The sequence below is a fragment of the Lelliottia sp. RWM.1 genome, assembly GCF_016859735.1.
Lineage (GTDB): Bacteria > Pseudomonadota > Gammaproteobacteria > Enterobacterales > Enterobacteriaceae > Enterobacter.
On sequence record NZ_WLVC01000026.1, the window covers coordinates 1 to 25,482 of the forward strand.

Annotated in this window: 21 protein-coding genes; 17 read left to right on the forward strand and 4 right to left on the reverse strand. The window is 52.2% G+C overall.

Annotated features, from left to right (window positions below):
* Positions 1 to 107 precede the first annotated feature (107 nt).
* Positions 108 to 2,249 (reverse strand): phosphate acetyltransferase, encoded by a 2,142-nt coding sequence (gene pta / locus GF617_RS17205; protein ID WP_203452151.1) that lies wholly within the window; start codon positions 2,247 to 2,249, stop codon positions 108 to 110.
* A gap of 78 nt (positions 2,250 to 2,327) precedes the next feature.
* On the reverse strand, positions 2,328 to 3,530 hold the full coding sequence (ackA, locus tag GF617_RS17210; RefSeq protein ID WP_181620234.1) for an acetate kinase: 1,203 nt from the start codon (positions 3,528 to 3,530) through the stop codon (positions 2,328 to 2,330).
* A 336-nt stretch (positions 3,531 to 3,866) separates the two neighbouring features.
* Between ackA and yfbV the strand changes: the two genes are divergently transcribed.
* The 4 genes from yfbV to GF617_RS17230 all read left to right on the forward strand — a co-directional run bounded on the left by yfbV (position 3,867) and on the right by GF617_RS17230 (position 7,489).
* Positions 3,867 to 4,322, forward strand: a complete 456-nt coding sequence (yfbV, locus tag GF617_RS17215; RefSeq protein WP_203452152.1) for a terminus macrodomain insulation protein YfbV — start codon at positions 3,867 to 3,869, stop codon at positions 4,320 to 4,322.
* A gap of 92 nt (positions 4,323 to 4,414) precedes the next feature.
* Entirely contained in the window at positions 4,415 to 4,909 is a 495-nt protein-coding gene (locus GF617_RS17220) for a YfbU family protein (protein ID WP_181620232.1), read from the forward strand.
* Between the two features lie 11 nt (positions 4,910 to 4,920).
* A complete protein-coding gene (locus GF617_RS17225) occupies positions 4,921 to 5,580 on the forward strand; it encodes a sugar phosphatase (protein WP_181620231.1) in 660 nt (219 codons plus the stop codon).
* Between the two features lie 76 nt (positions 5,581 to 5,656).
* Positions 5,657 to 7,489 (forward strand): SLC13 family permease, encoded by a 1,833-nt coding sequence (locus GF617_RS17230; RefSeq protein WP_203452153.1) that lies wholly within the window; start codon positions 5,657 to 5,659, stop codon positions 7,487 to 7,489.
* 83 nt (positions 7,490 to 7,572) lie between these two features.
* Here GF617_RS17230 and yfbR read toward each other — a convergent pair whose 3' ends face one another.
* Together yfbR and alaA are read right to left on the reverse strand one after the other, a co-directional pair.
* Positions 7,573 to 8,172, reverse strand: coding sequence for a 5'-deoxynucleotidase (gene yfbR, locus GF617_RS17235; RefSeq protein ID WP_203452154.1), 600 nt, complete (start codon positions 8,170 to 8,172; stop codon positions 7,573 to 7,575).
* A 93-nt stretch (positions 8,173 to 8,265) separates the two neighbouring features.
* Positions 8,266 to 9,480: an alanine transaminase AlaA gene (gene alaA / locus GF617_RS17240; RefSeq protein ID WP_203452155.1), complete on the reverse strand. Its 1,215-nt coding sequence runs from the start codon at positions 9,478 to 9,480 to the stop codon at positions 8,266 to 8,268.
* 949 nt (positions 9,481 to 10,429) lie between these two features.
* Here alaA and lrhA point away from each other — a divergent pair.
* From lrhA to nuoM, 13 genes are all read left to right on the forward strand, one after another.
* Entirely contained in the window at positions 10,430 to 11,368 is a 939-nt protein-coding gene (gene lrhA, locus GF617_RS17245; protein WP_181620227.1) for a transcriptional regulator LrhA, read from the forward strand.
* A 632-nt stretch (positions 11,369 to 12,000) separates the two neighbouring features.
* Positions 12,001 to 12,441 (forward strand): NADH-quinone oxidoreductase subunit NuoA, encoded by a 441-nt coding sequence (nuoA, locus tag GF617_RS17250; protein WP_014071109.1) that lies wholly within the window; start codon positions 12,001 to 12,003, stop codon positions 12,439 to 12,441.
* Between the two features lie 15 nt (positions 12,442 to 12,456).
* A complete protein-coding gene (nuoB, locus tag GF617_RS17255; RefSeq protein ID WP_003861482.1) occupies positions 12,457 to 13,131 on the forward strand; it encodes an NADH-quinone oxidoreductase subunit NuoB in 675 nt (224 codons plus the stop codon).
* Between the two features lie 90 nt (positions 13,132 to 13,221).
* Positions 13,222 to 15,024: an NADH-quinone oxidoreductase subunit C/D gene (nuoC, locus tag GF617_RS17260; protein WP_181620226.1), complete on the forward strand. Its 1,803-nt coding sequence runs from the start codon at positions 13,222 to 13,224 to the stop codon at positions 15,022 to 15,024.
* A 2-nt stretch (positions 15,025 to 15,026) separates the two neighbouring features.
* Positions 15,027 to 15,527: an NADH-quinone oxidoreductase subunit NuoE gene (nuoE, locus tag GF617_RS17265; RefSeq protein ID WP_181620225.1), complete on the forward strand. Its 501-nt coding sequence runs from the start codon at positions 15,027 to 15,029 to the stop codon at positions 15,525 to 15,527.
* Positions 15,524 to 16,861, forward strand: a complete 1,338-nt coding sequence (nuoF, locus tag GF617_RS17270) for an NADH-quinone oxidoreductase subunit NuoF (RefSeq protein ID WP_203452156.1) — start codon at positions 15,524 to 15,526, stop codon at positions 16,859 to 16,861. The genes nuoE and nuoF overlap by 4 nt, the downstream gene beginning before the upstream one ends.
* Before the next feature lie 55 nt (positions 16,862 to 16,916).
* Entirely contained in the window at positions 16,917 to 19,643 is a 2,727-nt protein-coding gene (gene nuoG / locus GF617_RS17275) for an NADH-quinone oxidoreductase subunit NuoG (protein WP_203452157.1), read from the forward strand.
* Positions 19,640 to 20,617: an NADH-quinone oxidoreductase subunit NuoH gene (nuoH, locus tag GF617_RS17280; protein ID WP_181620222.1), complete on the forward strand. Its 978-nt coding sequence runs from the start codon at positions 19,640 to 19,642 to the stop codon at positions 20,615 to 20,617. The genes nuoG and nuoH overlap by 4 nt, the downstream gene beginning before the upstream one ends.
* A 13-nt stretch (positions 20,618 to 20,630) precedes the next feature.
* The gene (gene nuoI / locus GF617_RS17285; RefSeq protein ID WP_181620221.1) at positions 20,631 to 21,173 is read left to right on the forward strand and encodes an NADH-quinone oxidoreductase subunit NuoI; all 543 of its coding nucleotides are present in this window, start codon (positions 20,631 to 20,633) and stop codon (positions 21,171 to 21,173) included.
* Between the two features lie 10 nt (positions 21,174 to 21,183).
* Positions 21,184 to 21,738, forward strand: coding sequence for an NADH-quinone oxidoreductase subunit J (gene nuoJ / locus GF617_RS17290; protein WP_203452158.1), 555 nt, complete (start codon positions 21,184 to 21,186; stop codon positions 21,736 to 21,738).
* Positions 21,735 to 22,037, forward strand: coding sequence for an NADH-quinone oxidoreductase subunit NuoK (nuoK, locus tag GF617_RS17295; RefSeq protein ID WP_003861496.1), 303 nt, complete (start codon positions 21,735 to 21,737; stop codon positions 22,035 to 22,037). Before nuoJ ends, nuoK begins: the two co-directional genes overlap by 4 nt.
* Positions 22,034 to 23,875, forward strand: coding sequence for an NADH-quinone oxidoreductase subunit L (nuoL, locus tag GF617_RS17300; RefSeq protein WP_181620219.1), 1,842 nt, complete (start codon positions 22,034 to 22,036; stop codon positions 23,873 to 23,875). The genes nuoK and nuoL overlap by 4 nt, the downstream gene beginning before the upstream one ends.
* Positions 23,876 to 23,951: 76 nt before the next feature.
* Positions 23,952 to 25,481 (forward strand): NADH-quinone oxidoreductase subunit M, encoded by a 1,530-nt coding sequence (nuoM, locus tag GF617_RS17305; protein ID WP_181620218.1) that lies wholly within the window; start codon positions 23,952 to 23,954, stop codon positions 25,479 to 25,481.
* The last annotated feature ends 1 nt before the right edge of the window (position 25,482 follow it).

The window sequence follows — 25,482 nt, forward strand, 5'->3', positions numbered from 1 at the left end:
CTCCATCATGAACATGGAACCCTTTTTACACCAGCCACCGGATCGGTCAATCGATCCTTAACTGATCGGCATTAACCATCAGGTCGCCTTTTTCGTACAGTCAAAAATTACTGCTGCTGTGAGGACTGGATCGCAGTCAGTGCGATGGTGTAGACGATATCGTCTACCAGCGCGCCACGAGACAGGTCGTTCACAGGTTTGCGCATACCTTGCAGCATTGGCCCGATGGAGATCAGGTCAGCAGAACGCTGTACGGCTTTATAGGTGGTGTTACCAGTGTTCAGATCCGGGAAGATGAACACGGTAGCGCGACCTGCAACCGGAGAGTTCGGCGCTTTAGATTTCGCTACATCAGCCATAACCGCGGCGTCGTACTGCAACGGACCGTCGATCATCAGGTCAGGACGTTTTTCCTGTGCCAGACGCGTCGCTTCGCGGACTTTCTCTACATCGCTACCCGCACCTGATGTGCCGGTAGAGTAGGAGAGCATTGCCACGCGCGGTTCGATGCCGAAGGCAATCGCGGAATCTGCTGACTGGATGGCGATTTCGGCCAGCTGCTCTGCTGTTGGATCCGGGTTAATCGCACAGTCGCCGTAAACGTAAACCTGTTCAGGCAACAGCATGAAGAACACGGAAGAAACGAGAGAGCTACCCGGTGCAGTTTTGATCAGCTGCAACGGTGGACGAATGGTGTTTGCGGTGGTGTGAACAGCACCAGAAACCAGACCATCAACTTCGTCCTGTTCCAGCATCAGCGTACCCAGTACCACATTGTCTTCCAGCTGTTCGCGGGCAACGGCTTCGGTCATGCCCTTGCTCTTACGCAACTCAACCAGACGCGCAACATAGCTTTCGCGAACGACTTCTGGATCAACGATCTCGATACCCGCACCCAGTTCAACGCCCTGAGATGCAGCAACACGGGTGATTTCATCTGGATTACCCAGCAGCACACAGGTGGCGATGCCACGCTCTGCACAGATAGCTGCCGCTTTAACGGTACGTGGTTCGTCGCCTTCTGGCAGAACAACGCGTTTGCCCGCTTTGCGCGCCAGTTCAGTCAGCTGATAACGGAAGGCTGGCGGAGACAGGCGACGGCTACGCTCGGAGGTCGCAGTCAGGGATTCAACCCAGTCAGCATTAATGTAGCTTGCAACGTATTCCTGAACTTTCTCGATACGCTCATGGTCATCAACCGGAACTTCCAGGTTGAAGCTCTGCAGGCTCAGGGAGGTCTGCCAGGTGTTGGTGTTCACCATGAATACCGGCAGGCCAGTCGCGAATGCACGTTCACACAGCTTGCTCACGCGTGGGTCCATCTCGTATGCACCGGTCAGCAGGATCGCGCCAATTTCAACGCCATTCATTGCGGCCAGGCACGCTGCAACCAGCACGTCAGGGCGGTCAGCAGAGGTCACCAGCAGGGAGCCTGCGCGGAAGTGTTCCAGCATGTGCGGAATGCTACGTGCACAGAAGGTAACAGACTTCACGCGACGGGTGTTGATGTCGCCTTCGTTAACGACGGTCGCATTCAGGTGACGCGCCATGTCGATTGCACGGGTAGCAATCAGGTCGAAGCTCCATGGCACAGCGCCCAGTACTGGCAGTGGGCTGGAGTCCTGCAGTTTAGCCGGATCCACTTTGACCACTTTCGCTTTAGACGAGTCATCGAAGATTTCAGACAGGTCAGGGCGAGTACGGCCTTGTTCATCAACAGGGGCGTTCAGTTTGTTAACGATAACGCCAGTGATGCTGCTGTTTTTCGCGCCACCAAAGCTGCTGCGGGTCAGTTCGATGCGTTCTTTCAGTTGTTCCGGAGTATCAGTACCCTGGGACATCACGAAGACGATTTCCGCATTCAGTGTTTTGGCGATTTCGAAGTTCAGAGACTGAGCAAACTGGTGTTTGCGCGTCGGAACCAGACCTTCAACCAGCACCACTTCCGCGTCCTGGGTATTCGCGTGATAGTTGGCAATGATCTCTTCCATCAACACGTCTTTCTGGTTGCTGGACAGCAGAGACTCAACGTGGCTCATCTTCAACGGTTCAGCCGCTGGCAGATTGGAGTTGGCACGTACAATGGCGGTAGTCTGGTCTGGTGCATCGCCACCGGCACGAGGCTGGGCGATAGGTTTAAAGACGCTCAGACGAACGCCTTTGCGTTCCATAGCACGGATCACGCCAAGGCTGACGCTGGTCAGACCGACGCTGGTTCCGGTAGGGATCAGCATAATAATACGGGACACGGGTTATCCTCTTTTTCGTTACCGCCAGATTTGGGCGGGATACAAAACAGCACCGCCAGCATTGCTGGCGGTGTGGAATCAGGCAGTCAGGCGGTTCGCGTCTTGCGCGATGACCAGCTCTTCGTTGGTTGGAATAACCAGAGCCGGGCGAGTGCCTTCTTTATTGATGAAGCCAGACTTACCGAAACGGGCAGCCAGGTTACGTTCGTGATCCACTTCGAAGCCCAGAACACCCAGTTTACCCAGGGACAGTTCACGGACCATTGCGGCGTTCTCACCGATACCACCAGTAAAGATTACTGCATCCAGACGACCTTCCATCAGTGCAGTGTAAGAACCGATGTATTTCGCCAGGCGGTGGCAGTAAACGTCCATTGCACGTTTAGCGTCAGCTTTGTCGGTGTAGTTGTCTTCAACATAACGGCAGTCGCTGGTGACTTCGGTCAGACCCAGAAGGCCAGACTCTTTGGTCAGCATTTTGTTGATTTGATCAACGCTCATGCCCAGGGTGTCGTGCAGGTGGAAGATAATCGCCGGGTCGATATCACCAGAGCGCGTACCCATTACCAGACCTTCCAGTGGGGTCAGACCCATGGAGGTATCAACACATTTACCGTTACGAATAGCAGAAACAGAACCACCGTTGCCCAGGTGGCAAGTAATGATGTTCAGTTCTTCAACCGGTTTGTTCAGTACTTTTGCCGCTTCCTGAGTCACATAGAAGTGGCTCGTACCGTGTGCGCCATAACGACGTACGCCATGCTCTTTGTACAGGCTGTACGGCAGGGCGTAGAGGTAGGATTCTTCCGGCATAGTCTGATGGAACGCGGTATCGAACACGGCCACGTTTTTGTCTTTCAGCTGTGGGAAGGATTTCAGCGCTTCAGCGATACCGATCAGGTGTGCTGGGTTATGCAGCGGTGCGAAAGAGGCAGAATCTTTGATGCCCTGAATAACAGATTCGTCGATCACCACGGAACTGGTGTATTTTTCGCCGCCATGGACGATACGGTGACCAATCGCAGTCAGCTGAGCAGACAGTTCTGGTTTTTGTGCCAGAATAGTGTTAACGATAAAGTTCAGCGCTTCACTGTGAGCGGCGCCTGCACCTAAAGCCGCTTCTTGTTTGCTGCCGTCAATTTTCCACTTGATACGTGCTTCTGGGAGATGGAAACATTCGGCCAAACCAGAGAGGTACTCGTCACCGTTAAGCGCATCGATGATGGCGAATTTCAGTGAGGAGCTACCGCAGTTCAGAACCAGTACTAACTTACTCGACATGGAAGTACCTATTATTGATACGTGGCTAAAAAAACGTCAGTGAGTCGTGAAGCGTAACGCAAGATGACTCAGACATTTATGATTAACATCATGTCAGAAGAACATTCTGGCATGATGGAAGAAATCCATATGATTTTATGCCATTTTGAACAATTTTCAGACAATGGCATAATATGCGATAATTTGACGAGTTAACGATTCTCGTCTAAGGCCTATGAGGCTGGCACAGAATACCCGATACTGGGTAGCGATGACAAAATATTTTGAACGTTGTCATAGCTTGTTGTGGTTTTGCACGAAAATTTTAATTTTTATATGTGAAGTTGAGGTACAGCCATGTCGACACCTGAGATCCCCTCCGTGAGCTTCTTTAGCCTGTTTCGTCGGGGCCAGCATTACGCAAAGACGTGGCCCATGGAAAAGCGCCTTGCGCCTATGTTTGTTGAAAACCGCGTCATTCGCGCCACGCGGTATGCGATACGCTTTATGCCACCGGTCGCCGTCTTTACGCTGTGCTGGCAAATTGCGTTAGGCGGCCAACTTGGTCCCGCTGTGGCCACCGCGTTGTTTGCGCTCAGTTTGCCCATGCAGGGACTATGGTGGTTAGGTAAACGTTCAGTGACGCCGCTACCGCCTACTATTTTACACTGGTTTTACGAAGTGCGTGGAAAACTTGAGGAGGCAGGGCAGGCATTGGCTCCGGTAGAAGGTAAGCCGGATTACCAGGCATTAGCCGATACCCTCAAGCGAGCATTTAAACAACTTGATAAAACATTCCTCGATGATTTGTGATTGATCATCGAAACGATGAATAAAAGAAGGCACAGTAACAAACCGTTACCGTGTCTTTTTTTTCAAGTGCAATGCGCTACAGGAGTCGCAAGATGGAAATGACCCATGCTCAACGTCTGATTTTGTCAAACCAGTACAAAATGATGACTATGCTTGATCCCGATAACGCTGAGCGCTACAGCCGCTTGCAGACGATCGTCGAACGCGGTTTCGGTTTGCAAATGCGCGAGCTGGACCGTGAATTTGGTGAACTGAAAGAAGAAACCTGCCGTACGGTTATCGACATCATGGAGATGTACCACGCGCTACATGTGTCATGGACCAATCTTAAAGATGCACAGACCATTGATGAGCGTCGTGTGACTTTCCTCGGCTTTGATGCCGCGACGGAGGCACGCTACCTGAGTTATGTGCGTTTCATGGTCAATACCGAAGGGCGCTATACCCACTTTGATGCCGGTACGCACGGGTTTAATGCCCAAACGCCGATGTGGGAGAAATATCAGCGAATGTTAAGTGTATGGCACTCCTGCCCACGCCAGTACCATTTGAGCAGCAACGAAATTCAACAAATTATTAATGCCTGAGGGAGGTGCGTGTGAAGTGTAAAGGTTTTCTGTTTGATCTGGACGGTACGCTGGTGGATTCGCTGCCGGTTGTTGAGCGTTCGTGGTGTCACTGGGCCGACAGGCATGGCATCGACCATCAGGAAGTACTGAATTTTATCCATGGCAAACAGGCCATTACGTCTTTACGGCATTTCTTAGCGGGAAAAACCGAGGAAGAGATTCAGGCTGAGTTCAAATACCTGGAGCAGATTGAAGCCACGGACACTGATGGGATCACGGCGTTGCCGGGTGCTCTTGAGCTCCTTGAGCATTTAAATGAAGCGCAGATCCCGTGGGCGATCGTCACTTCCGGTTCTGTTCCTGTCGCGCACGCGCGTCATAAAGCGGCGGGCTTACCGAAGCCAGAAGTGTTTATCACTGCGGAGCGTGTCACGCGGGGCAAACCTGAGCCAGATGCCTTTTTACTGGGAGCAGAACTGCTGGGGCTTGCACCCGCGGACTGTGTCGTAGTCGAAGATGCGGCGGCAGGGGTTCTGGCAGGGTTAAACGCCGGGAGTCATGTCATCGCTGTGAACGTACCTGCGGATTCCCCACGTCTGGATGAAGCGGATTTCGTGCTCGACACATTGACGGTTCTTTCCGTTTCTAAGTCAGCAGATGGGTGTGTCACTGTCTCGCTGAATAAATAATCCTATGATATAGCCCCACACTGATGGGGCCTTTTTATGGCAGAATCCTTTCTCCTCTCTCTGACAAGGATATGTTGTGAACGGTGAACTGATTTGGGTCTTAAGCCTGCTGTTAATCGCCATCATTCTCTTTGCTACTGGCAAGGTACGCATGGATGCCGTTGCCTTGTTTGTTATTGTCGCGTTTGTTCTGAGCGGCACTCTCTCACTTTCTGAGGCGTTTTCTGGTTTTAGCGATCCCAACGTCATTCTGATTGCCGCCCTGTTTATTATCGGCGACGGCCTGGTGCGCACTGGTGTGGCAACGATTATGGGGGCCTGGCTGGTTAAAGTTGCGGGTAATAGCGAAACCAAAATGCTGGTCTACCTGATGGTGACCGTGGCTGGCCTCGGCGCATTTATGAGTTCCACGGGCGTCGTTGCCATCTTCATTCCGGTGGTGCTTAGCGTCTCGATGCGTATGCAGACATCGCCTTCACGCCTGATGATGCCGTTGAGTTTTGCCGGTCTCATCAGCGGCATGATGACGCTGGTGGCAACACCGCCAAACCTCGTTGTAAACAGTGAACTCCTGCGAGAAGGTTTGCAGGGGTTCAGCTTTTTCAGCGTAACGCCGCTTGGGCTGGTGATTCTGGTTCTGGGTGTCCTTTATATGTTGTTGACCCGCTTTGCCCTGAAGGGGGAAAAGCAGGACAAGTCCAAAGATGGCTGGAAACGACGCACATTCCGCGATCTGATCAAAGAGTACCGCCTGACGGGGCGGGCAAGTCGTTTAGCGATTCGACCGGGTTCACCGATGGTAGGCCAGCGGCTGGATGACCTGAAATTACGCGAGCGTTACGGTGCGAACGTGATTGGCGTTGAACGGTGGCGTCGGTTTCGTCGGGTGATCGTGAATGTTAACGGCGTTTCTGAATTTCGGGCGCGTGATGTCCTTCTGATTGATATGTCGACAGCAGATGTTGACCTGCGCGAGTTTTGCAGTGAACAACTGCTTGAGCCGATGGTGCTGCGCGGTGAATATTTCTCTGACCAGGCGCTGGATGTAGGGATGGCTGAAGTTTCGCTCATTCCGGAATCGGAGCTACTGGGCAAAACGGTTCGTGAAATGGGATTCCGCACTCGTTATGGTCTTAATGTTGTTGGCCTGAAGCGCGATGGCGTGGCAATGGAAGGCGCGGTAGTGGATGAGCCTCTCCTGCTGGGGGATATTTTCCTGGTGGTAGGAAACTGGAAGCTGATCAGCCAGCTTGGGCAAAAAGGGCGCGACTTCGTGGTGCTCAATATGCCGGTTGAAGAGAGTGATGCCTCACCCGCACACAGTCAGGCTCCTCATGCTATTTTTTGCCTGGTGCTGATGGTTGCTCTGATGCTAACTGATGAGATCCCCAACCCTGTAGCGGCAATTATAGCGTGCCTGCTGATGGGAAAATTCCGCTGTATTGACGCGGAGAGCGCCTATAAAGCGATTCACTGGCCGAGTATTATTCTCATCGTTGGGATGATGCCTTTTGCACTGGCATTGCAAAAGACGGGCGGCGTTGATCTGGTTGTCAAAGGATTGATGGATGTCGGTGGCGGCTATGGACCATATATGATGATGGTGTGTTTGTTTGTCATGTGTGCGTCGATTGGGCTATTTATCTCGAATACCGCGACTGCCGTATTAATGGCCCCGATAGCGCTGGCAATGGCAAAATCGATGGAGGTCTCGCCTTATCCGTTTGCGATGATGGTTGCGATGGCGGCATCGGCGGCCTTTATGACGCCCGTTTCGTCACCGGTTAACACACTCGTGCTGGGGCCGGGAAACTATAAATTCAGCGACTTTGTGAAGATAGGCGTGCCTTTTACGATACTGGTCATGCTGGTGTGCGTGGTGCTGATTCCGGTGCTATTCCCGTTCTGAGAATGTGCCCGGGCGGCGGCGTCTGACCCGGCCCGCGATTCAGTTTTGTAGGCCCAGCAAGCGCAGCGCTGCTGGGCGAAAAGCTAAAGTGGAGAATCCTGGCTGATCTCATCCAGCGATAAATGAAAGCTTGGCACAAAGACCTGCATAAAATAATCCATCTCATCACTGCGACGTGCTTCCAGAGTCTTTTCCAGTCGGCTTTTGGCCAGCAAAAATTCGTTATTCCCGGCCGAGAGCTCTTCCAGACATTTCAGGTAGGCACACAGAGCATCTGCTTGCTTGACCAGTGATTTTTCATCTTCCGTATAGCTGTGTTCATCAATAAGCGGTTCAAAAATATCGCGTAATTCTTCAGGAACCATGTCGATGAGTTTCTGCTGCGCGATTTTTTCAATCGCTTTATATTCCTGGGCAATTTGCGAGTTGAAATATTTCACCGGAGTAGGTAAATCACCAGTCAGTACTTCAGAAGCATCATGATACATCGCCAGCAGGGCAATGCGTTCTGCGTTGACCTGTCCGTTAAATTTACGGTTTTTGATTGCGGCCAGTGCATGGGCCACCATAGCCACCTGAAGACTGTGCTCCGACACGTTTTCTGTACGCACGTTACGCATTAGCGGCCAGCGGTTGATGAGTTTAAGACGGGATAGATGGGCAAAGAAATGGCTCTGACTCATAGGTTACCTTTTGTCTTCACTGCGACAGACTTCATTGTGCGGGGAGGGGAGGCAAGATGCAAATCAGGCTACCGAAGTAGCCTGATATTAAGATTACTGATGATATCCAGAGAGGAAGCGACCAAAACGATTAATCGCCATTTCCAGATCATCTTCCCGTGGTAGGGTGACAATGCGTACGTGATCTGGCCACGGCCAGTTAAATGCAGTTCCCTGAACCAGCAGCACTTTTTCCTGAAGCAGGAAATCGAGGACCATTTTCTGATCATCATGAATATTGAAGCGTTTCGCGTCAATTTTCGGGAACATATATAGCGCACCGTTTGGCTTCACGCAGGAGACACCAGGAATATCATTAATCAATTCCCATGCACGGTTACGTTGCTCATACAAACGACCACCGGGGACGATAAATTCGCTGATGCTCTGATACCCACCCAGCGCGGTCTGAATAGCATGCTGCGCCGGGACGTTTGCGCAAAGACGCATAGAGGCGAGCATTTCCAGGCCTTCGATATACCCTTTGGCATGTTTTTTTGGCCCGTTTAGTACCATCCATCCCTGACGGAAACCAGCAACACGATAGGTTTTTGACAGGCCGTTGAAGGTTATGGTCAGCAAATCAGGTGCTAGCGCGGCAATAGAGTGGTGCTGAGCCGCGTCATACAGGATCTTGTCGTAGATTTCATCGGCAAAGATGATCAGGTTGTGCTGGCGGGCGATCTCCACGATCTCCATCAGCAATTCTTTAGAATAAACCGCGCCGGTTGGGTTGTTCGGGTTGATAATCACGATACCGCGTGTGCGCGGTGTGATTTTTGCTCGAATATCATCGAGATCCGGGAACCAGTCGGATGACTCGTCACACAGATAGTGCACGGCTTTCCCGCTGGAAAGCGACACGGCAGCGGTCCACAGTGGATAGTCGGGCGCAGGAACTAACATTTCGTCGCCGCTGTTGAGCAGCGCCTGCATGGCCTGCACGATAAGTTCGGAAACACCGTTGCCAATATAGATATCTTCGACGGTGACATCACGCATTCCACGAGCCTGATAATGCTGCATAATAGCTTTGCGTGCGGAATAGAGTCCTTTGGAATCGCAGTACCCCTGCGCGGTAGGGAGGTTGCGGATCACGTCAACCAGGATCTCATCCGGCGCTTCAAAACCAAACGGCGCGGGGTTACCAATATTGAGTTTTAGAACCTTGTTGCCTTCTTCTTCCAGGCGCTTGGCCTCTTTAAGAACCGGGCCGCGGATGTCATAACAGACGTTATCTAGTTTGCTGGATTTTTCGATAGGGGACATGAACCTTTAACCTTTTTCGCTATTATTGCCACTCCCTGCCGTGGAAGTCAGCACGGAACAATGTACTCCCACCTCGGCACATTTTGAAGGGTGTGCAGTAGAAGATTTTGTCCAATGCGCGAAAATCTTTGGGATCTATTTTGCTATTTGCAGGCGAATTTGCTTTTTTAAAATGTCACTAAATTTTATAATGTTAATATTTTATGCTGTATATTTCTATTTTTAAGAAACTATGCTCTGGTAAAAATAAATCGATATTGTAGTGATGGTCTGAAATGCGACAGTTGCTGCCAGTGACTTTTCGTAAAATCTGAATTCTGTTTAACCGGTCTCTGTAATAGATAACCTGAGCTAAACGTTGCGCATGTAAAAATAATGTTAAGCATTATTAATGAATAATCTTAATCTAAATTAAACTTTATTTATTATTAACGATGAAATCACAAATTTCGTTAATTTTAATAAAGTGAGTTTATCCAGTTATCAACACATTTAAATCCTGAATATTGCAATAATACTTATAAATAAAATGGATTTGGGTTAAGATGTCTTTCGGGAAGGGAGATGAGAGATACCTGTTTTTTGTATATCTTAATCTGCTTTTTTTGATTAGTTGATTGTTATTGTTAGAGTTATCTCTGGCTGGTGTGTAGAAGCAACATCTTGCTACATTGACAGCGCTGCGATAAAGATGGCAGGAAGGATGTTCTTTTCTTTAATGGAATTTACATTAGCCTGCAAACATCTAAATATCCTGAATCTTTAAGATAATAAAAATAACGTCATGAAACGTGCTTTCTGACTGTTGATATACAGCGGGACAATAACTATCTGTCAGGCAGTCTGCCGGGCCGGGATGCGAGGGAAATCCTTCAGAAGGAATTGCTAAACTGTTACACACAGCTTCAACCCGGGCAGCTCCGCACGAGCAACCTGTAAGTGAATAGATATGATAAATGCAAATCGTCCGATAATGAATCTCGACCTCGATCTGCTGAGAACGTTTGTTGCGGTCGCCGATCTCAACACTTTTGCAGCAGCTGCTGCTGCCGTTTGCCGTACCCAGTCCGCCGTCAGCCAACAAATGCAGAGGCTGGAGCAACTGGTTGGCAAAGAGCTTTTTGCGCGCCATGGGCGTAATAAACTCTTAACGGAACATGGTATTCAGCTTCTGGGTTATGCCAGAAAAATACTTCGTTTTAATGACGAAGCATGTATGTCCTTAATGTTTAGCAATCTTCAGGGAGTGTTAACGTTAGGGGCATCTGATGAATCAGCCGATACAATATTACCGTTCCTTCTCAATCGAATTAGTTCGGTTTATCCGAAGCTTGCTCTGGATGTCAGTGTAAAACGTAATGCCTTTATGGTTGATATGCTGAAAGAGAATGAAGTTGATTTGGTGGTAACAACGCATCGTCCTGGACAATTTAATTGTCTGACGCTGCGGACATCGCCAACGCATTGGTATTGCGCAGCCGAATATGTGTTGCAAAAAGGTGAGCCGATTCCTTTGGTCTTGCTGGATGATCCAAGCCCGTTCCGCGATATGGTGCTTGCTGCACTGAATGAGGCCAATATACCGTGGCGTCTGGCTTACGTTGCGTCGACGTTGCCTGCCGTACGCGCGGCGGTGAAAGCGGGTCTTGGTGTAACCGCGAGGCCAGTAGAGATGATGAGCCCGGATCTCCGTGTCCTGGGTAAAACAGACGGTCTGCCAGCGCTTCCGGATACGGAGTATCTGCTTTGCCACAATGCCTCCAGTAACAATGAACTGGCGAAGGTCGTGTTTGAGGCAATGGAGAACTACCATAATCCGTGGCAATACGAGAATGTTACTCCTGAAGAGGGGGGGGATTCGCTGGTGGTTGAAGGGGACTTTGAGTGATCAACCACCTAAAATTCTCGTAACAAAATGTAAGTGTAAAAAAGAACCACTCGCGCAATTTTACTGCGGAGTGGTTTTTTTTTGACAAAAAAAGTAACTCTTATCCTGAAGGTGATTTGAATATCTTTTAATTATCAATGCAATATGGCTGTTTGTTTAAAAAATAATCATTTTAACATTCAATCTTCATACTGATTCGGTCATGTTAAAAAACCAGCAAATATGTTGCCGTTTTTTTGATTGAATTAACAAAAGCGTGTCTCAGATCAAGAAAATACTCCCATTTGGGGGGAGGAATCAGCGGCAAATCCTGTCAAAATAGGAGGGTAATATTACTTTTACTTCAAAACGGACACGATTCAACAGCATGCAGTTGACGTAAAGTCATCAACCCACCAGGGTTAAAGGGCATGAAATGTTAATGAGAATCGCTCGATGTAATTTAATGTGAAGAAACCTTTGTTAAAGTTGACAAAAGGTTATAGAAAGGAGTAAAAAACCACATCATTTTGCTGTCTATGTCTCATTTCTGACAGTTAGTGTAAGGTTATTTTGTTCCTCCCCATGAATCGATGTGATGTCCATCTGCCAGCAAGAGCAGTGTTGTAGATATCACTTTTGATGAGTAAGCAATGAGTATGTCAACATCCACAGAAGTCATCGCTCATCACTGGGCATTCGCAATCTTTCTTATTGTAGCCATTGGTCTGTGCTGCCTGATGCTCGTCGGCGGCTGGTTCCTGGGCGGTCGTGCCCGCGCAAGGCACAAAAATACACCTTTTGAATCAGGTATTGATTCAGTGGGTTCTGCTCGCTTACGCCTGTCTGCCAAGTTCTATCTGGTGGCCATGTTCTTCGTCATCTTTGACGTGGAAGCGCTTTACCTTTTCGCATGGTCAACCTCCATCCGCGAAAGTGGTTGGGTAGGCTTTGTCGAGGCCGCAATTTTCATTTTAGTGCTACTGGCCGGTCTGGTTTATCTGGTGCGTATCGGCGCGCTGGACTGGACACCTGTGCGTTCACGCCGTGAACACATCAACCCGGAAAACAGTATCTCTAATCGTCAGCAGTAACAGCGAGGCAATAAGATGGATTATACGCTCACCCGCATAGATCCTAACGGTGAGAATGACCGTTACCCCCTGCAAAAACAGGAGATCGTAACCGACCCCCTGGAGCAAGAAGTCAACAAAAGCGTGTACATGGGTAAGCTCGAACACGCCATGCACGATATGGTCAACTGGGGTCGTAAGAACTCCATCTGGCCTTACAACTTTGGCCTTTCTTGCTGCTACGTTGAAATGGTGACGTCATTCACTGCGGTGCATGACGTTGCGCGTTTTGGGGCAGAAGTGCTGCGTGCTTCACCGCGTCAGGCAGACCTGATGGTGGTAGCTGGAACATGTTTCACCAAAATGGCGCCCGTTATTCAACGTCTTTACGACCAGATGCTTGAGCCGAAATGGGTTATCTCCATGGGCGCTTGTGCAAACTCCGGTGGCATGTACGACATTTACTCTGTCGTGCAGGGCGTCGATAAATTCATCCCGGTGGACGTTTATATCCCAGGCTGCCCGCCGCGTCCGGAGGCTTACATGCAGGCGCTGATGCTGCTGCAGGAGTCGATCGGTAAAGAACGTCGTCCACTCTCCTGGGTGGTTGGCGATCAGGGTGTATATCGCGCCAACATGCAGTCCGAGCGTGAGCGTAAACGCGGCGAACGTATAGCAGTAACCAACCTGCGTACGCCTGACGAAATTTAATGTGCGCCTGTGGGCGGTGGAGATAACCTTCGCATATCACTATTCAAATAGCGCGAAGCTACGCCCGACAGTCACCACAGACCATTTGCAATGGTGAACAATATGACCGACTTAACCGCGCAAGAAGCCGCATGGCAGACCCGGGACCATCTTGATGACCCCGTCATTGGCGAACTGCGCAACCGTTTTGGGCCGGATGCCTTTACTGTTCAGGCCACCCGCACCGGTGTACCCGTTGTTTGGGTGAAGCGTGAGCAATTACTGGAAGTGGTCGATTTCTTAAAGAAATTGCCAAAACCTTACGTCATGCTGTTTGACTTACACGGCATGGATGAACGTCTGCGTACGCACCGCCAGGGTCTCCCTGCTGCGGACTTTTCCGTTTTCTACCACCTGATCTCAATAGACCGTAATACGGATATCATGCTCAAGGTGGCATTGTCTGAAAACGACATGCATCTGCCGACGATCACCAAACTTTTCCCGAACGCTAACTGGTATGAGCGTGAAACCTGGGAAATGTTCGGTATGACCTTCGACGGCCACCCACATCTGACGCGCATCATGATGCCGCAGACCTGGACCGGCCACCCGCTGCGCAAAGATTACCCGGCGCGCGCTACCGAATTCGATCCGTTTGAGCTGACTAAAGCCAAACAGGATCTGGAGATGGAAGCGCTGACCTTTAAGCCGGAAGACTGGGGCATGAAACGTGGGACCGAAAACGAGGACTTCATGTTCCTTAACCTCGGCCCGAACCACCCATCTGCACACGGTGCATTCCGTATTATTCTCCAGCTTGATGGTGAAGAGATTGTCGACTGCGTGCCTGATATTGGTTACCACCACCGTGGTGCTGAGAAGATGGGTGAGCGTCAATCCTGGCACAGTTACATTCCGTACACCGACCGTATTGAGTACCTGGGCGGTTGCGTAAACGAAATGCCATACGTGCTGGCCGTCGAGAAACTGGCCGGTATCGTGACACCGGATCGCGTTAACGTGATTCGCGTGATGCTGTCTGAACTGTTCCGTATCAACAGTCACCTTCTCTACATCTCCACGTTCATTCAGGACGTTGGTGCAATGACCCCGGTCTTCTTCGCTTTTACCGATCGTCAGAAAATCTACGATCTGGTTGAAGCAATTACCGGTTTCCGTATGCACCCGGCCTGGTTCCGTATCGGTGGTGTTGCGCATGACCTGCCACGCGGCTGGGATCGTCTGCTGCGTGAGTTCCTTGACTGGATGCCAAAACGTCTGGCCTCTTACGAAAAAGCAGCACTGCGTAACACCATTCTGAAAGGCCGTTCTCAGGGGGTTGCCGCTTACGGCGCGAAAGAGGCGCTGGAGTGGGGGACAACGGGTGCTGGCCTGCGTGCGACGGGTATTGATTTCGACGTGCGTAAAGCCCGTCCTTACTCTGGCTACGAAAACTTCGACTTTGAAGTCCCGGTTGGCGGCGGTGTTTCCGACTGCTATACCCGCGTGATGCTGAAAGTGGAAGAGTTGCGCCAGAGTCTGCGCATCCTTGAGCAGTGCCTCAACAACATGCCGGAAGGCCCGTTCAAAGCCGATCATCCGCTGACGACGCCGCCACCGAAAGAGCGCACGCTGCAACATATCGAAACCCTGATCACACACTTCCTGCAGGTTTCATGGGGTCCGGTTATGCCGGCCAACGAATCCTTCCAGATGATTGAAGCGACGAAGGGTATTAACAGTTACTACCTGACCAGTGATGGCAGCACCATGAGCTACCGTACGCGTATCCGTACTCCGAGCTATGCGCACCTGCAGCAGATCCCGGCCGCTATCCGCGGCAGTCTGGTCTCCGACCTGATTGTGTATCTGGGTAGTATCGATTTTGTTATGTCAGATGTGGACCGCTAATTATGCACGAAAATCAACAACCACAAACCGAGGCTTTTGAGCTGAGTGCGGCAGAACGTGCAGCCATTGAGCACGAAATGCATCACTACGAAGACCCGCGTGCAGCGTCCATTGAGGCGCTGAAAATCGTTCAGAAACAGCGTGGTTGGGTTCCGGATGGCGCAATCTATGAGATTGCCAGCGTGCTGGGTATCCCGGCAAGCGATGTGGAAGGTGTCGCCACGTTCTACAGCCAAATTTTCCGCCAACCGGTTGGTCGCCATGTGATCCGCTATTGTGACAGCGTTGTTTGCCACATCACCGGTTATCAGGGCATTCAGGCTGCGATTGAGAAGAAACTCGATATCAAACCTGGCCAAACCACGTTTGACGGTCGTTTTACTCTGCTGCCAACCTGCTGCCTGGGTAACTGCGACAAGGGGCCGACCATGATGATTGATGAGGACACTCACAGCCATCTGACGCCGGAAGCCATTCCTGACCTGCTGGAGCAGTACAAATGAAAACGGTAATTCGTACTGCTGAGACTCATCCGCTGACCTGGCGTCTGCGTGATGACAAGCAGCCAGTATGGCTTGATGAATATCAGAGCAAAAATGGTTATGCCGGTGCGCGTAAAGCTCTCTCCGGGATGGCGCCTGATGAGATCGTTAACGTCGTTAAAGACGCTGGCCTGAAAGGGCGAGGCGGTGCGGGCTTCTCCACCGGTTTGAAGTGGAGCCTGATGCCGAAAGACGAATCCATGAACATCCGTTACCTGCTGTGTAACGCCGATGAAATGGAGCCGGGAACCTATAAAGACCGTCTGTTAATGGAGCAACTGCCATACCTGTTGGTTGAAGGCATGCTGATCTCTGCGTTCGCGTTGAAAGCGTATCGTGGCTACATTTTCCTGCGCGGTGAGTATATCGAAGCCGCAGAAAATCTGCGTCGTGCCATTGCCGAAGCCACCGAAGCCGGTCTGTTAGGTAAAAATATTCTGGGTACGGGTTTTGACTTTGAACTGTTTGTGCACACCGGGGCTGGGCGTTACATCTGCGGTGAAGAAACCGCGCTGATTAACTCCCTCGAAGGTCGCCGTGCGAACCCACGTTCCAAGCCACCGTTCCCGGCAAGTTCCGGCGTATGGGGTAAACCGACCTGTGTAAACAACGTCGAAACCCTGTGTAACGTTCCGGCCATTCTCGCAAATGGCGTGGAGTGGTATCAGGGCATCTCTTCAAGCAAAGATGCCGGAACCAAACTGATGGGCTTCTCCGGTCGTGTGAAGAACCCTGGCGTCTGGGAACTGCCGTTCGGTACAACCGCACGTGAGATTCTTGAAGATTATGCTGGGGGCATGCGTGATGGGCTGAAATTCAAAGCCTGGCAACCGGGTGGGGCGGGAACTGACTTCCTGACCGAAGCCCACCTTGATCTGCCAATGGAATTCGAAAGCATTGGTAAAGCAGGGAGCCGTTTGGGTACGGCGCTGGCGATGGCCGTCGACCACGAGATTGGCATGGTATCGCTGGTGCGTAACCTGGAAGAGTTCTTCGCCCGTGAGTCCTGCGGCTGGTGTACACCGTGCCGTGATGGTCTGCCGTGGAGCGTGAAGATCCTGCGTGCTATCGAACGTGGCGAAGGTCAGCCTGGCGATATCGAGACACTTGAGCAACTGTGTCGATTCTTAGGTCCAGGCAAAACCTTCTGTGCCCACGCACCCGGTGCAGTTGAGCCGCTGCAAAGCGCGATTAAATATTTCCGCGACGAATTCGAAGCAGGCATCAAGCAGCCGTTCAGCAATACCCATTCTATCAATGGTATTCAGCCGAACCTGCTGAAAGCGCGCTGGTAAAGACAGAATTTTGATTAACGCTCAGAGCTAATCTGAGCCAACTGGAAGCATGCTAATGGCTACGATTCATGTAGACGGCAAAGAATACGAAGTCAACGGGGCGGACAACCTGCTAGAAGCTTGTCTGTCTCTTGGCCTCGATATTCCGTATTTTTGCTGGCATCCGGCGCTGGGCAGCGTCGGTGCTTGCCGCCAGTGTGCGGTGAAGCAATATCAAAACGCGGAAGACACGCGTGGTCGCCTGGTCATGTCCTGTATGACACCAGCCACCGAAGGCACGTTTATCTCTATTGATGACGAAGAAGCAAAACAGTTCCGTGAAAGCGTTGTGGAATGGTTAATGACTAACCACCCACACGATTGTCCGGTCTGTGAAGAGGGCGGTAACTGCCATCTTCAGGATATGACCGTGATGACAGGTCACAGCTTCCGTCGCTATCGCTTTACCAAGCGTACTCACCGTAACCAGGATCTGGGGCCGTTCATCTCTCACGAAATGAACCGCTGCATCGCCTGCTACCGCTGCGTGCGTTACTACAAAGATTATGCAGACGGTCAGGATCTGGGCGTGTATGGCGCACATGACAACGTCTACTTCGGTCGTCCGGAAGACGGAGTGCTTGAAAGCGAATTCTCCGGTAACCTGGTAGAAATCTGCCCGACCGGCGTATTCACCGATAAAACGCACTCCGAGCGTTACAACCGTAAATGGGACATGCAGTTTGCACCAAGCATCTGCCAGCAGTGTTCCCTTGGCTGTAACACCAGTCCCGGTGAGCGTTACGGCGAACTGCGTCGTATTGAAAACCGGTATAACGGTACGGTTAACCACTACTTCCTGTGTGACCGCGGCCGTTTCGGCTATGGCTATGTGAACCTGAAAGACCGTCCGCGTCAGCCGGTTCAACGCCGTGGCGATGACCTGATCACCCTGAACGCTGAACAGGCGATGCAAGGCGCGGCAGACATTCTGCGCCAGTCTAAGAAGGTGATCGGTATTGGCTCCCCGCGCGCCAGCATCGAAAGCAACTTCGCGCTGCGTGAACTGGTTGGGGCAGAAAACTTCTATACCGGTATCGCTCAGGGCGAGCAGGAACGTCTGCAACTGGTACTGAAAGTGCTGCGTGAAGGCGGTATTCATACCCCAGCACTGCGCGAAATTGAATCTTATGATGCGGTCCTGGTGCTGGGTGAAGATCTGACTCAGACCGGCGCTCGCGCGGCTCTGGCAGTTCGTCAGGCAGTGAAAGGGAAAGCCCGTGAAATGGCAGCAGCACAGAAAGTAGCTGACTGGCAGATTGCGGCGATCCTCAATATCGGCCAGCGCGCGAAGCATCCCCTGTTTGTGACCAACGTCGACAACACCCGTCTGGACGATATCGCTGCGTGGACTTACTGCGCACCGGTTGAAGATCAGGCGCGCCTTGGTTTTGCGATAGCACATGCGCTGGATAACAGCGCGCCAGCCGTTGAAGGACTGGATCGTGACTTGCAAAATAAGATCGACGTGATCGTGCAGGCTCTGGCGGGTGCGAAGAAACCTCTGATCGTTTCCGGTACAAACGCAGGAAGCACTGAGATCGTTCAGGCGGCAGCAAACGTTGCTAAAGCCCTGAAAGGTCGCGGTGCGGATGTTGGCGTAACCATGATTGCCCGCGCGGTGAACAGCATCGGTCTGGGTATGATTGGCGGTGGTTCTCTGGAAGCTGCGTTAAGTGAACTGGAATCCGGTTCTGCTGACGCCGTTGTGGTGCTGGAAAACGACCTGCATCGTCATGCTTCTGCAGCACGCGTTGACGCCGCGCTCTCTAAAGCACCATTGGTGATGGTTATCGACCATCAGCGTACGGCCATCATGGATAAAGCGCATCTGGTGCTCTCTGCGGCAAGTTTTGCAGAAAGCGACGGTACGGTTATCAACAACGAAGGCCGCGCCCAGCGTTTCTTCCAGGTTTATGACCCAGCGTACTACGACAGCAACACCGTGATGCTTGAAAGCTGGCGCTGGCTTCACTCCCTGCACAGCACTGTGCAGAGCCGTGAGGTGGACTGGACACAACTCGACCACGTTATCGACGCGGTGGTAGAGAAACTGCCTCAACTGGCTGGCATTAAAGATGCTGCGCCTGACGCAACCTTCCGCATTCGCGGTCAGAAACTGGCGCGTGAACCGCATCGTTACAGTGGTCGTACCGCAATGCGTGCGAACATCAGCGTGCATGAACCTCGTCAGCCGCAGGATAAAGACACGATGTTCGCCTTCTCGATGGAAGGGAACAACCAGCCGTCAGCACCTCGCTCACAGGTTCCATTTGCATGGGCTCCGGGCTGGAACTCCCCGCAGGCATGGAACAAATTCCAGGCTGAGGTGGGTGGCTCCTTACGTCATGGCGATCCGGGTGTCCGCCTGATCGAAGCGACCGACGCCGGGTTGGAGTATTTCACTGCTGTTCCGGCGAGCTTCGAAGCGCAGGAAGGCAACTGGCGTATCGCGCCGTACTACCATCTGTTTGGTAGTGACGAGATGTCCCAGCGTTCTCCAGTCTTCCAGCAGCGTATGCCGAAGCCTTATATCAAGCTTAATGCGGCAGATGCCGCGAAGCTTGGCGTGAATGCGGGATCGAACATCTCCTTTAGTGTTGAAGGTCAGACAATCAGCTTGCCGCTGATCATTTCTGATGCTCTGAGTGCGGGTCAGGTGGGTCTGCCGATGGGTATGCCGGGCATCGCTCCGGTGCTGGCGGGCGCACGTCTGGATAATCTGCAGGAGGCACAAGCATGAGTTGGTTAACGCCGGATCTCATCGACATTCTGATTAGCATTCTCAAGGCGGTGGTCATTCTGCTGGTGGTTGTCACCTGTGGCGCGTTCATGAGCTTTGGCGAACGTCGTCTGCTCGGTCTGTTCCAGAACCGTTACGGACCTAACCGCGTGGGCTGGGGTGGTTCACTCCAGCTGGTTGCGGACATGATCAAGATGTTCTTTAAAGAGGACTGGATCCCACGTTTCTCGGATCGCGTCATCTTTACGCTTGCTCCAATGATCGCCTTCACCTCGCTGCTGCTGGCGTTTGCTATCGTTCCTGTCAGCCCGACCTGGGTTGTGGCTGACCTGAACATCGGCATTCTGTTCTTCCTGATGATGGCAGGCCTCGCGGTCTACGCGGTACTGTTTGCCGGTTGGTCCAGTAACAACAAATACTCCCTGCTGGGTGCGATGCGTGCTTCCGCGCAGACGCTCAGCTACGAAGTGTTCCTGGGTCTTTCCCTGATGGGCGTAGTGGCGCAGGCCGGTTCATTTAACATGACTGACATCGTCAACAACCAGGCCGACATCTGGAACGTTATCCCGCAGTTCTTTGGTTTTGTAACCTTTGCAATTGCGGGGGTGGCAGTGTGTCACCGTCACCCGTTTGACCAGCCAGAAGCCGAACAGGAACTGGCCGACGGTTACCACATTGAATACTCCGGGATGAAATTCGGTCTGTTCTTCGTGGGCGAGTACATTGGTATTGTCACCATTTCCGCGTTGATGGTAACGCTGTTCTTTGGTGGCTGGCATGGCCCGTTCTTACCGCCGTTCATCTGGTTCGCGCTGAAAACCGCGTTCTTCATGATGATGTTTATTTTGATTCGCGCGTCATTACCCCGTCCACGTTATGACCAGGTAATGTCCTTCGGCTGGAAAGTTTGCCTGCCGTTAACGCTCGTCAACTTGCTGGTAACGGCGGCTGTCATTCTCTGGCAGCAGCCATAAGGGGCTATAGACCATGACCTTAAAAGAACTATTGGTAGGCGCCGGGACCCAGATCCGCAGTATCTGGATGATCGGCCTACACGCGTTTGCCAAACGCGAAACCCAGATGTACCCGGAAGAACCGGTATATCTTCCGCCGCGCTACCGTGGCCGTATTGTGCTGACGCGCGATCCGGACGGTGCGGAGCGCTGCGTTGCCTGTAACCTGTGTGCGGTAGCGTGCCCGGTAGGCTGTATCTCTCTGCAAAAAGCAGAGACGGTAGATGGCCGCTGGTATCCGGAATTCTTCCGCATCAACTTCTCGCGCTGCATTTTCTGCGGCCTGTGTGAAGAAGCGTGCCCAACCACGGCGATTCAGCTGACTCCAGACTTCGAACTGGGTGAGTATAAGCGTCAGGATCTGGTGTACGAAAAAGAGGATCTGCTGATTTCCGGTCCGGGCAAATACCCGGAATATAACTTCTACCGGATGGCGGGTATGGCAATCGACGGCAAAGATAAAGGCGAAGCAGAGAACGAAGCTAAGCCTATCGACGTCAAGAGCCTGTTACCGTAAGGAGAGGGCAATGGAATTCGCTTTTTATATCTGTGGCCTTATCGCCATCCTGGCTACGTTGCGAGTGATTACGCACACCAATCCGGTGCACGCGTTGCTTTACTTAATCATTTCGCTGCTGGCCATTTCCGGGGTGTTCTTTGCGCTGGGCGCACACTTCGCGGGTGCACTGGAAATTATCGTCTACGCTGGCGCCATTATGGTTCTGTTCGTCTTCGTGGTCATGATGCTGAATCTGGGCGGCTCCGAAATTGAGCAGGAACGTCAGTGGCTGAAGCCGCAAGTCTGGATTGGACCGGCGATTCTGTCGGCAATCATGCTGGTCGTGATTGTTTACGCCATTTTGGGGGTAAACGACCAGGGTATCGATGGCACACCAATCAGCGCCAAAGAAGTGGGTATCTCACTGTTTGGTCCATACGTCCTGGCGGTTGAGCTGGCCTCGATGCTGCTGCTGGCAGGCTTGGTTGTTGCCTTCCACGTGGGCCGTGAAGAGCGTGTGGGCGAAGTGCTGAGCAACCGCACAGATGACCGCGCGAAAAGAAAAACGGAGGAGCGCGCATGATCCCCTTAACACATGGACTGATCCTCGCTGCGATTTTATTCGTTCTGGGTCTGACCGGTCTGGTTATCCGTCGCAACCTGCTGTTTATGCTGATTGGGCTGGAAATCATGATCAACGCCTCCGCGCTGGCCTTTGTGGTCGCGGGTAGCTACTGGGGCCAGACCGATGGTCAGGTGATGTATATCCTCGCCATCAGCCTTGCGGCTGCGGAAGCGAGTATTGGCCTGGCGCTGTTGCTACAGCTCCATCGTCGCCGCCAGAACCTGAACATCGATTCAGTAAGTGAGTTGCGTGGATGAACATGCTTGCCTTAACCATTATTTTTCCGCTGATTGGCTTCGTGCTGTTGGCATTTTCTCGTGGCCGTTGGTCTGAGAATCTGTCCGCAACTGTTGGTATTGGCTCTATCGGTTTGGCGGCGCTGGTGACAGCGTACGCGGGTATCGACTTCTTTAACAACGGCAGGCAGGCGTTCAGCGTGCCGCTGTGGACCTGGATGTCGGTCGGCGATTTCAACATCGGTTTCAACCTGGTGCTGGATGGTCTGTCTCTGACCATGCTCTCCGTGGTTACCGGTGTTGGCTTCCTGATCCACATGTTCGCGTCCTGGTATATGCGCGGTGAAGAGGGGTACTCCCGCTTCTTCGCTTATACCAACCTGTTTATCGCCAGCATGGTTGTTCTGGTGCTGGCTGATAACCTGCTGCTGATGTATCTCGGCTGGGAAGGCGTGGGTCTCTGCTCTTACCTGCTGATCGGTTTCTACTACACCGATCCGAAGAATGGCGCAGCGGCGATGAAAGCGTTCGTCGTGACCCGCGTGGGTGACGTCTTCCTCGCCTTCGCACTGTTCATTCTCTACAACGAACTGGGTACGCTGAACTTCCGCGAAATGGTGGAACTGGCTCCGGCGCACTTCGAAGCAGGCAATAATATGCTCATGTGGGCAACGCTGATGCTGCTGGGTGGTGCTGTCGGTAAATCCGCGCAGCTGCCATTGCAGACATGGCTTGCTGATGCAATGGCTGGTCCAACACCTGTCTCGGCGCTGATCCACGCAGCCACCATGGTTACTGCGGGTGTCTATCTGATTGCCCGTACCCATGGTCTGTTCCTGATGACCCCGGAAATTCTGCATCTGGTCGGCATCGTGGGTGCGGTCACGCTGGTGTTGGCGGGCTTCGCTGCGCTGGTTCAGACCGACATCAAACGTGTTCTCGCTTACTCCACCATGAGCCAGATTGGTTATATGTTCCTGGCGCTGGGTGTTCAGGCATGGGATGCGGCGATTTTCCACCTGATGACGCATGCGTTCTTTAAAGCGCTGCTGTTCCTGTCATCGGGTTCCGTGATTCTGGCCTGTCACCACGAGCAGAATATCTTCAAAATGGGCGGTCTGCGTAAGTCCATTCCGCTGGTTTATCTCTGCTTCCTGGTGGGGGGCGCAGCGCTGGCGGCACTGCCGCTGATCACGGCAGGCTTCTTCAGTAAGGACGAAATCCTTGCAGGGGCCATGGCGAATGGTCATATCAATCTGATGGTTGCAGGTCTGGTCGGTGCATTCATGACCTCTCTGTATACCTTCCGTATGATTTTCATTGTATTCCACGGTAAAGAACAAATTCACGCTCATGCAGGGAAGGGGATTACTCACCATCTGCCGCTGATTGTGCTGCTGGTACTGTCTACCTTCGTTGGCGCGATGATTGTGCCACCGTTGCAGGGCGTACTGCCGGCAACAACCGAGCTTGAGCACGGTCGCGTTCTGACGCTTGAAATCACCTCTGGTGTGGTCGCTATCGCGGGCATTCTGATTGCAGCATGGCTGTGGCTGGGCAAACGTACTCTGGTCACCGCGGTTGCCAACAGTGCGCCAGGCCGCTTGCTGGGCACATGGTGGTACAACGCGTGGGGCTTCGACTGGCTGTACGACAAAGTCTTCGTTAAACCGTTCCTGGGCATTGCGTGGCTGCTGAAACGCGATCCGATGAACGCGATGATGAACATCCCGGCCATCCTTTCTCGCTTTGCAGGTAAAGGCCTGTTGCTGAGTGAGAATGGGTATCTGCGCTGGTATGTGGCCTCCATGAGCATCGGTGCGGTTGTCGTGCTGGCGCTGCTGATGGTCTTGCGTTGATCGTAAAGTGAATTTTATTCGAATTCGTTGAAAATCAGGCCCCTGCTGGGGGCCTTAAAAAGGAATGTAAATCGCCATGTTACTACCCTGGCTAATATTAATTCCCTTCATCGGCGGCTTCCTGTGCTGGCAGACTGAACGCTTTGGCGTGAAGATGCCGCGCTGGATTGCGCTGATTACTATGGGATTGACGCTCGCGCTTGGCCTGCAACTGTGGATGCAGGGAGGTTATTCTCTGACCCAATCTGCGGGTATCCCTCAGTGGCAGTCTGAATTTATCCTGCCGTGGATCCCACGCTTTGGTATTACGATCCATCTGGCGATTGATGGTCTGTCGCTGCTGATGGTCGTGCTGACCGGTCTTCTCGGCGTTCTGGCGGTGTTGTGTTCCTGGCGAGAAATCGAAAAATACCAGGGCTTCTTCCACCTGAACCTGATGTGGATCCTGGGTGGCGTCATCGGCGTGTTCCTGGCCATCGACATGTTCCTGTTCTTCTTCTTCTGGGAGATGATGCTGGTTCCGATGTACTTCCTGATCGCGCTGTGGGGCCATAAAGCATCCGACGGTAAAACGCGTATCACGGCGGCGACCAAGTTCTTCATCTATACCCAGGCGAGTGGTCTGGTGATGTTGATTGCTATCCTGGCGCTGGTGTTCGTGCACTACAATGCGACCGGTGTCTGGACATTCAACTACGAACAACTGCTGAAAACGCCGATGTCTCACGGTGTTGAATATCTGCTGATGCTGGGCTTCTTCATTGCTTTTGCGGTGAAAATGCCCGTGGTTCCGCTGCATGGCTGGCTGCCGGATGCGCACTCCCAGGCGCCAACCGCAGGTTCTGTTGACCTCGCAGGGATTTTGCTGAAAACCGCTGCCTACGGTCTGCTGCGCTTCGCACTGCCGTTGTTCCCGAACGCCTCCGCTGAGTTTGCGCCGATTGCCATGTGGCTCGGTGTGATCGGTATCTTCTACGGTGCATGGATGGCCTTCACCCAGTACGACATCAAACGTTTGATTGCGTACACCTCCGTTTCCCATATGGGCTTCGTGCTGATTGCGATCTACACCGGCAGCCAACTGGCGTACCAGGGCGCGGTGATTCAGATGATTGCGCACGGTCTGTCCGCAGCAGGTCTCTTTATTCTGTGTGGTCAGCTGTACGAACGTCTGCACACCCGTGATATGCGTATGATGGGTGGACTGTGGGGCAAAATGAAATGGTTGCCTGCGCTGTCCATGTTCTTCGCAGTGGCGACTTTAGGTATGCCGGGAACCGGTAACTTCGTCGGCGAATTTATGATTCTGTTCGGCAGCTTCAAAGTGGTTCCGGTGATTACCGTGATTTCCACCTTTGGTCTGGTGTTCGCGTCAGTGTACTCGCTGGCGATGCTGCACCGTGCCTACTTCGGTAAAGCGAAGAGCGAAATTGCTGCACAAGAACTGCCGGGGATGTCGCTGCGTGAGCTGTTCATCATCTTGCTGCTGGTCGTACTGCTGGTGCTGTTGGGCTTCTTCCCGCAGCCGATTCTGGATACCTCGCACTCCGCGATGGGGAATATCCAGCAGTGGTTTGTTAATTCCGTTTCTACTACAAGGCCGTAAT

Coding starts and splice junctions, on each gene's coding strand:
- ackA (WP_181620234.1), bottom strand. CDS start 3,530: ATGTCGAGTAAGTTAGTACTGGTTCTGAACTGCGGTAGCTCCTCACTG.
- yfbV (WP_203452152.1), top strand. CDS start 3,867: ATGTCGACACCTGAGATCCCCTCCGTGAGCTTCTTTAGCCTGTTTCGT.
- GF617_RS17220 (WP_181620232.1), top strand. CDS start 4,415: ATGGAAATGACCCATGCTCAACGTCTGATTTTGTCAAACCAGTACAAA.
- yfbR (WP_203452154.1), bottom strand. CDS start 8,172: ATGAGTCAGAGCCATTTCTTTGCCCATCTATCCCGTCTTAAACTCATC.
- alaA (WP_203452155.1), bottom strand. CDS start 9,480: ATGTCCCCTATCGAAAAATCCAGCAAACTAGATAACGTCTGTTATGAC.
- lrhA (WP_181620227.1), top strand. CDS start 10,430: ATGATAAATGCAAATCGTCCGATAATGAATCTCGACCTCGATCTGCTG.
- nuoA (WP_014071109.1), top strand. CDS start 12,001: ATGAGTATGTCAACATCCACAGAAGTCATCGCTCATCACTGGGCATTC.
- nuoB (WP_003861482.1), top strand. CDS start 12,457: ATGGATTATACGCTCACCCGCATAGATCCTAACGGTGAGAATGACCGT.
- nuoC (WP_181620226.1), top strand. CDS start 13,222: ATGGTGAACAATATGACCGACTTAACCGCGCAAGAAGCCGCATGGCAG.
- nuoE (WP_181620225.1), top strand. CDS start 15,027: ATGCACGAAAATCAACAACCACAAACCGAGGCTTTTGAGCTGAGTGCG.
- nuoF (WP_203452156.1), top strand. CDS start 15,524: ATGAAAACGGTAATTCGTACTGCTGAGACTCATCCGCTGACCTGGCGT.
- nuoG (WP_203452157.1), top strand. CDS start 16,917: ATGGCTACGATTCATGTAGACGGCAAAGAATACGAAGTCAACGGGGCG.
- nuoH (WP_181620222.1), top strand. CDS start 19,640: ATGAGTTGGTTAACGCCGGATCTCATCGACATTCTGATTAGCATTCTC.
- nuoI (WP_181620221.1), top strand. CDS start 20,631: ATGACCTTAAAAGAACTATTGGTAGGCGCCGGGACCCAGATCCGCAGT.
- nuoJ (WP_203452158.1), top strand. CDS start 21,184: ATGGAATTCGCTTTTTATATCTGTGGCCTTATCGCCATCCTGGCTACG.
- nuoK (WP_003861496.1), top strand. CDS start 21,735: ATGATCCCCTTAACACATGGACTGATCCTCGCTGCGATTTTATTCGTT.
- nuoL (WP_181620219.1), top strand. CDS start 22,034: ATGAACATGCTTGCCTTAACCATTATTTTTCCGCTGATTGGCTTCGTG.
- nuoM (WP_181620218.1), top strand. CDS start 23,952: ATGTTACTACCCTGGCTAATATTAATTCCCTTCATCGGCGGCTTCCTG.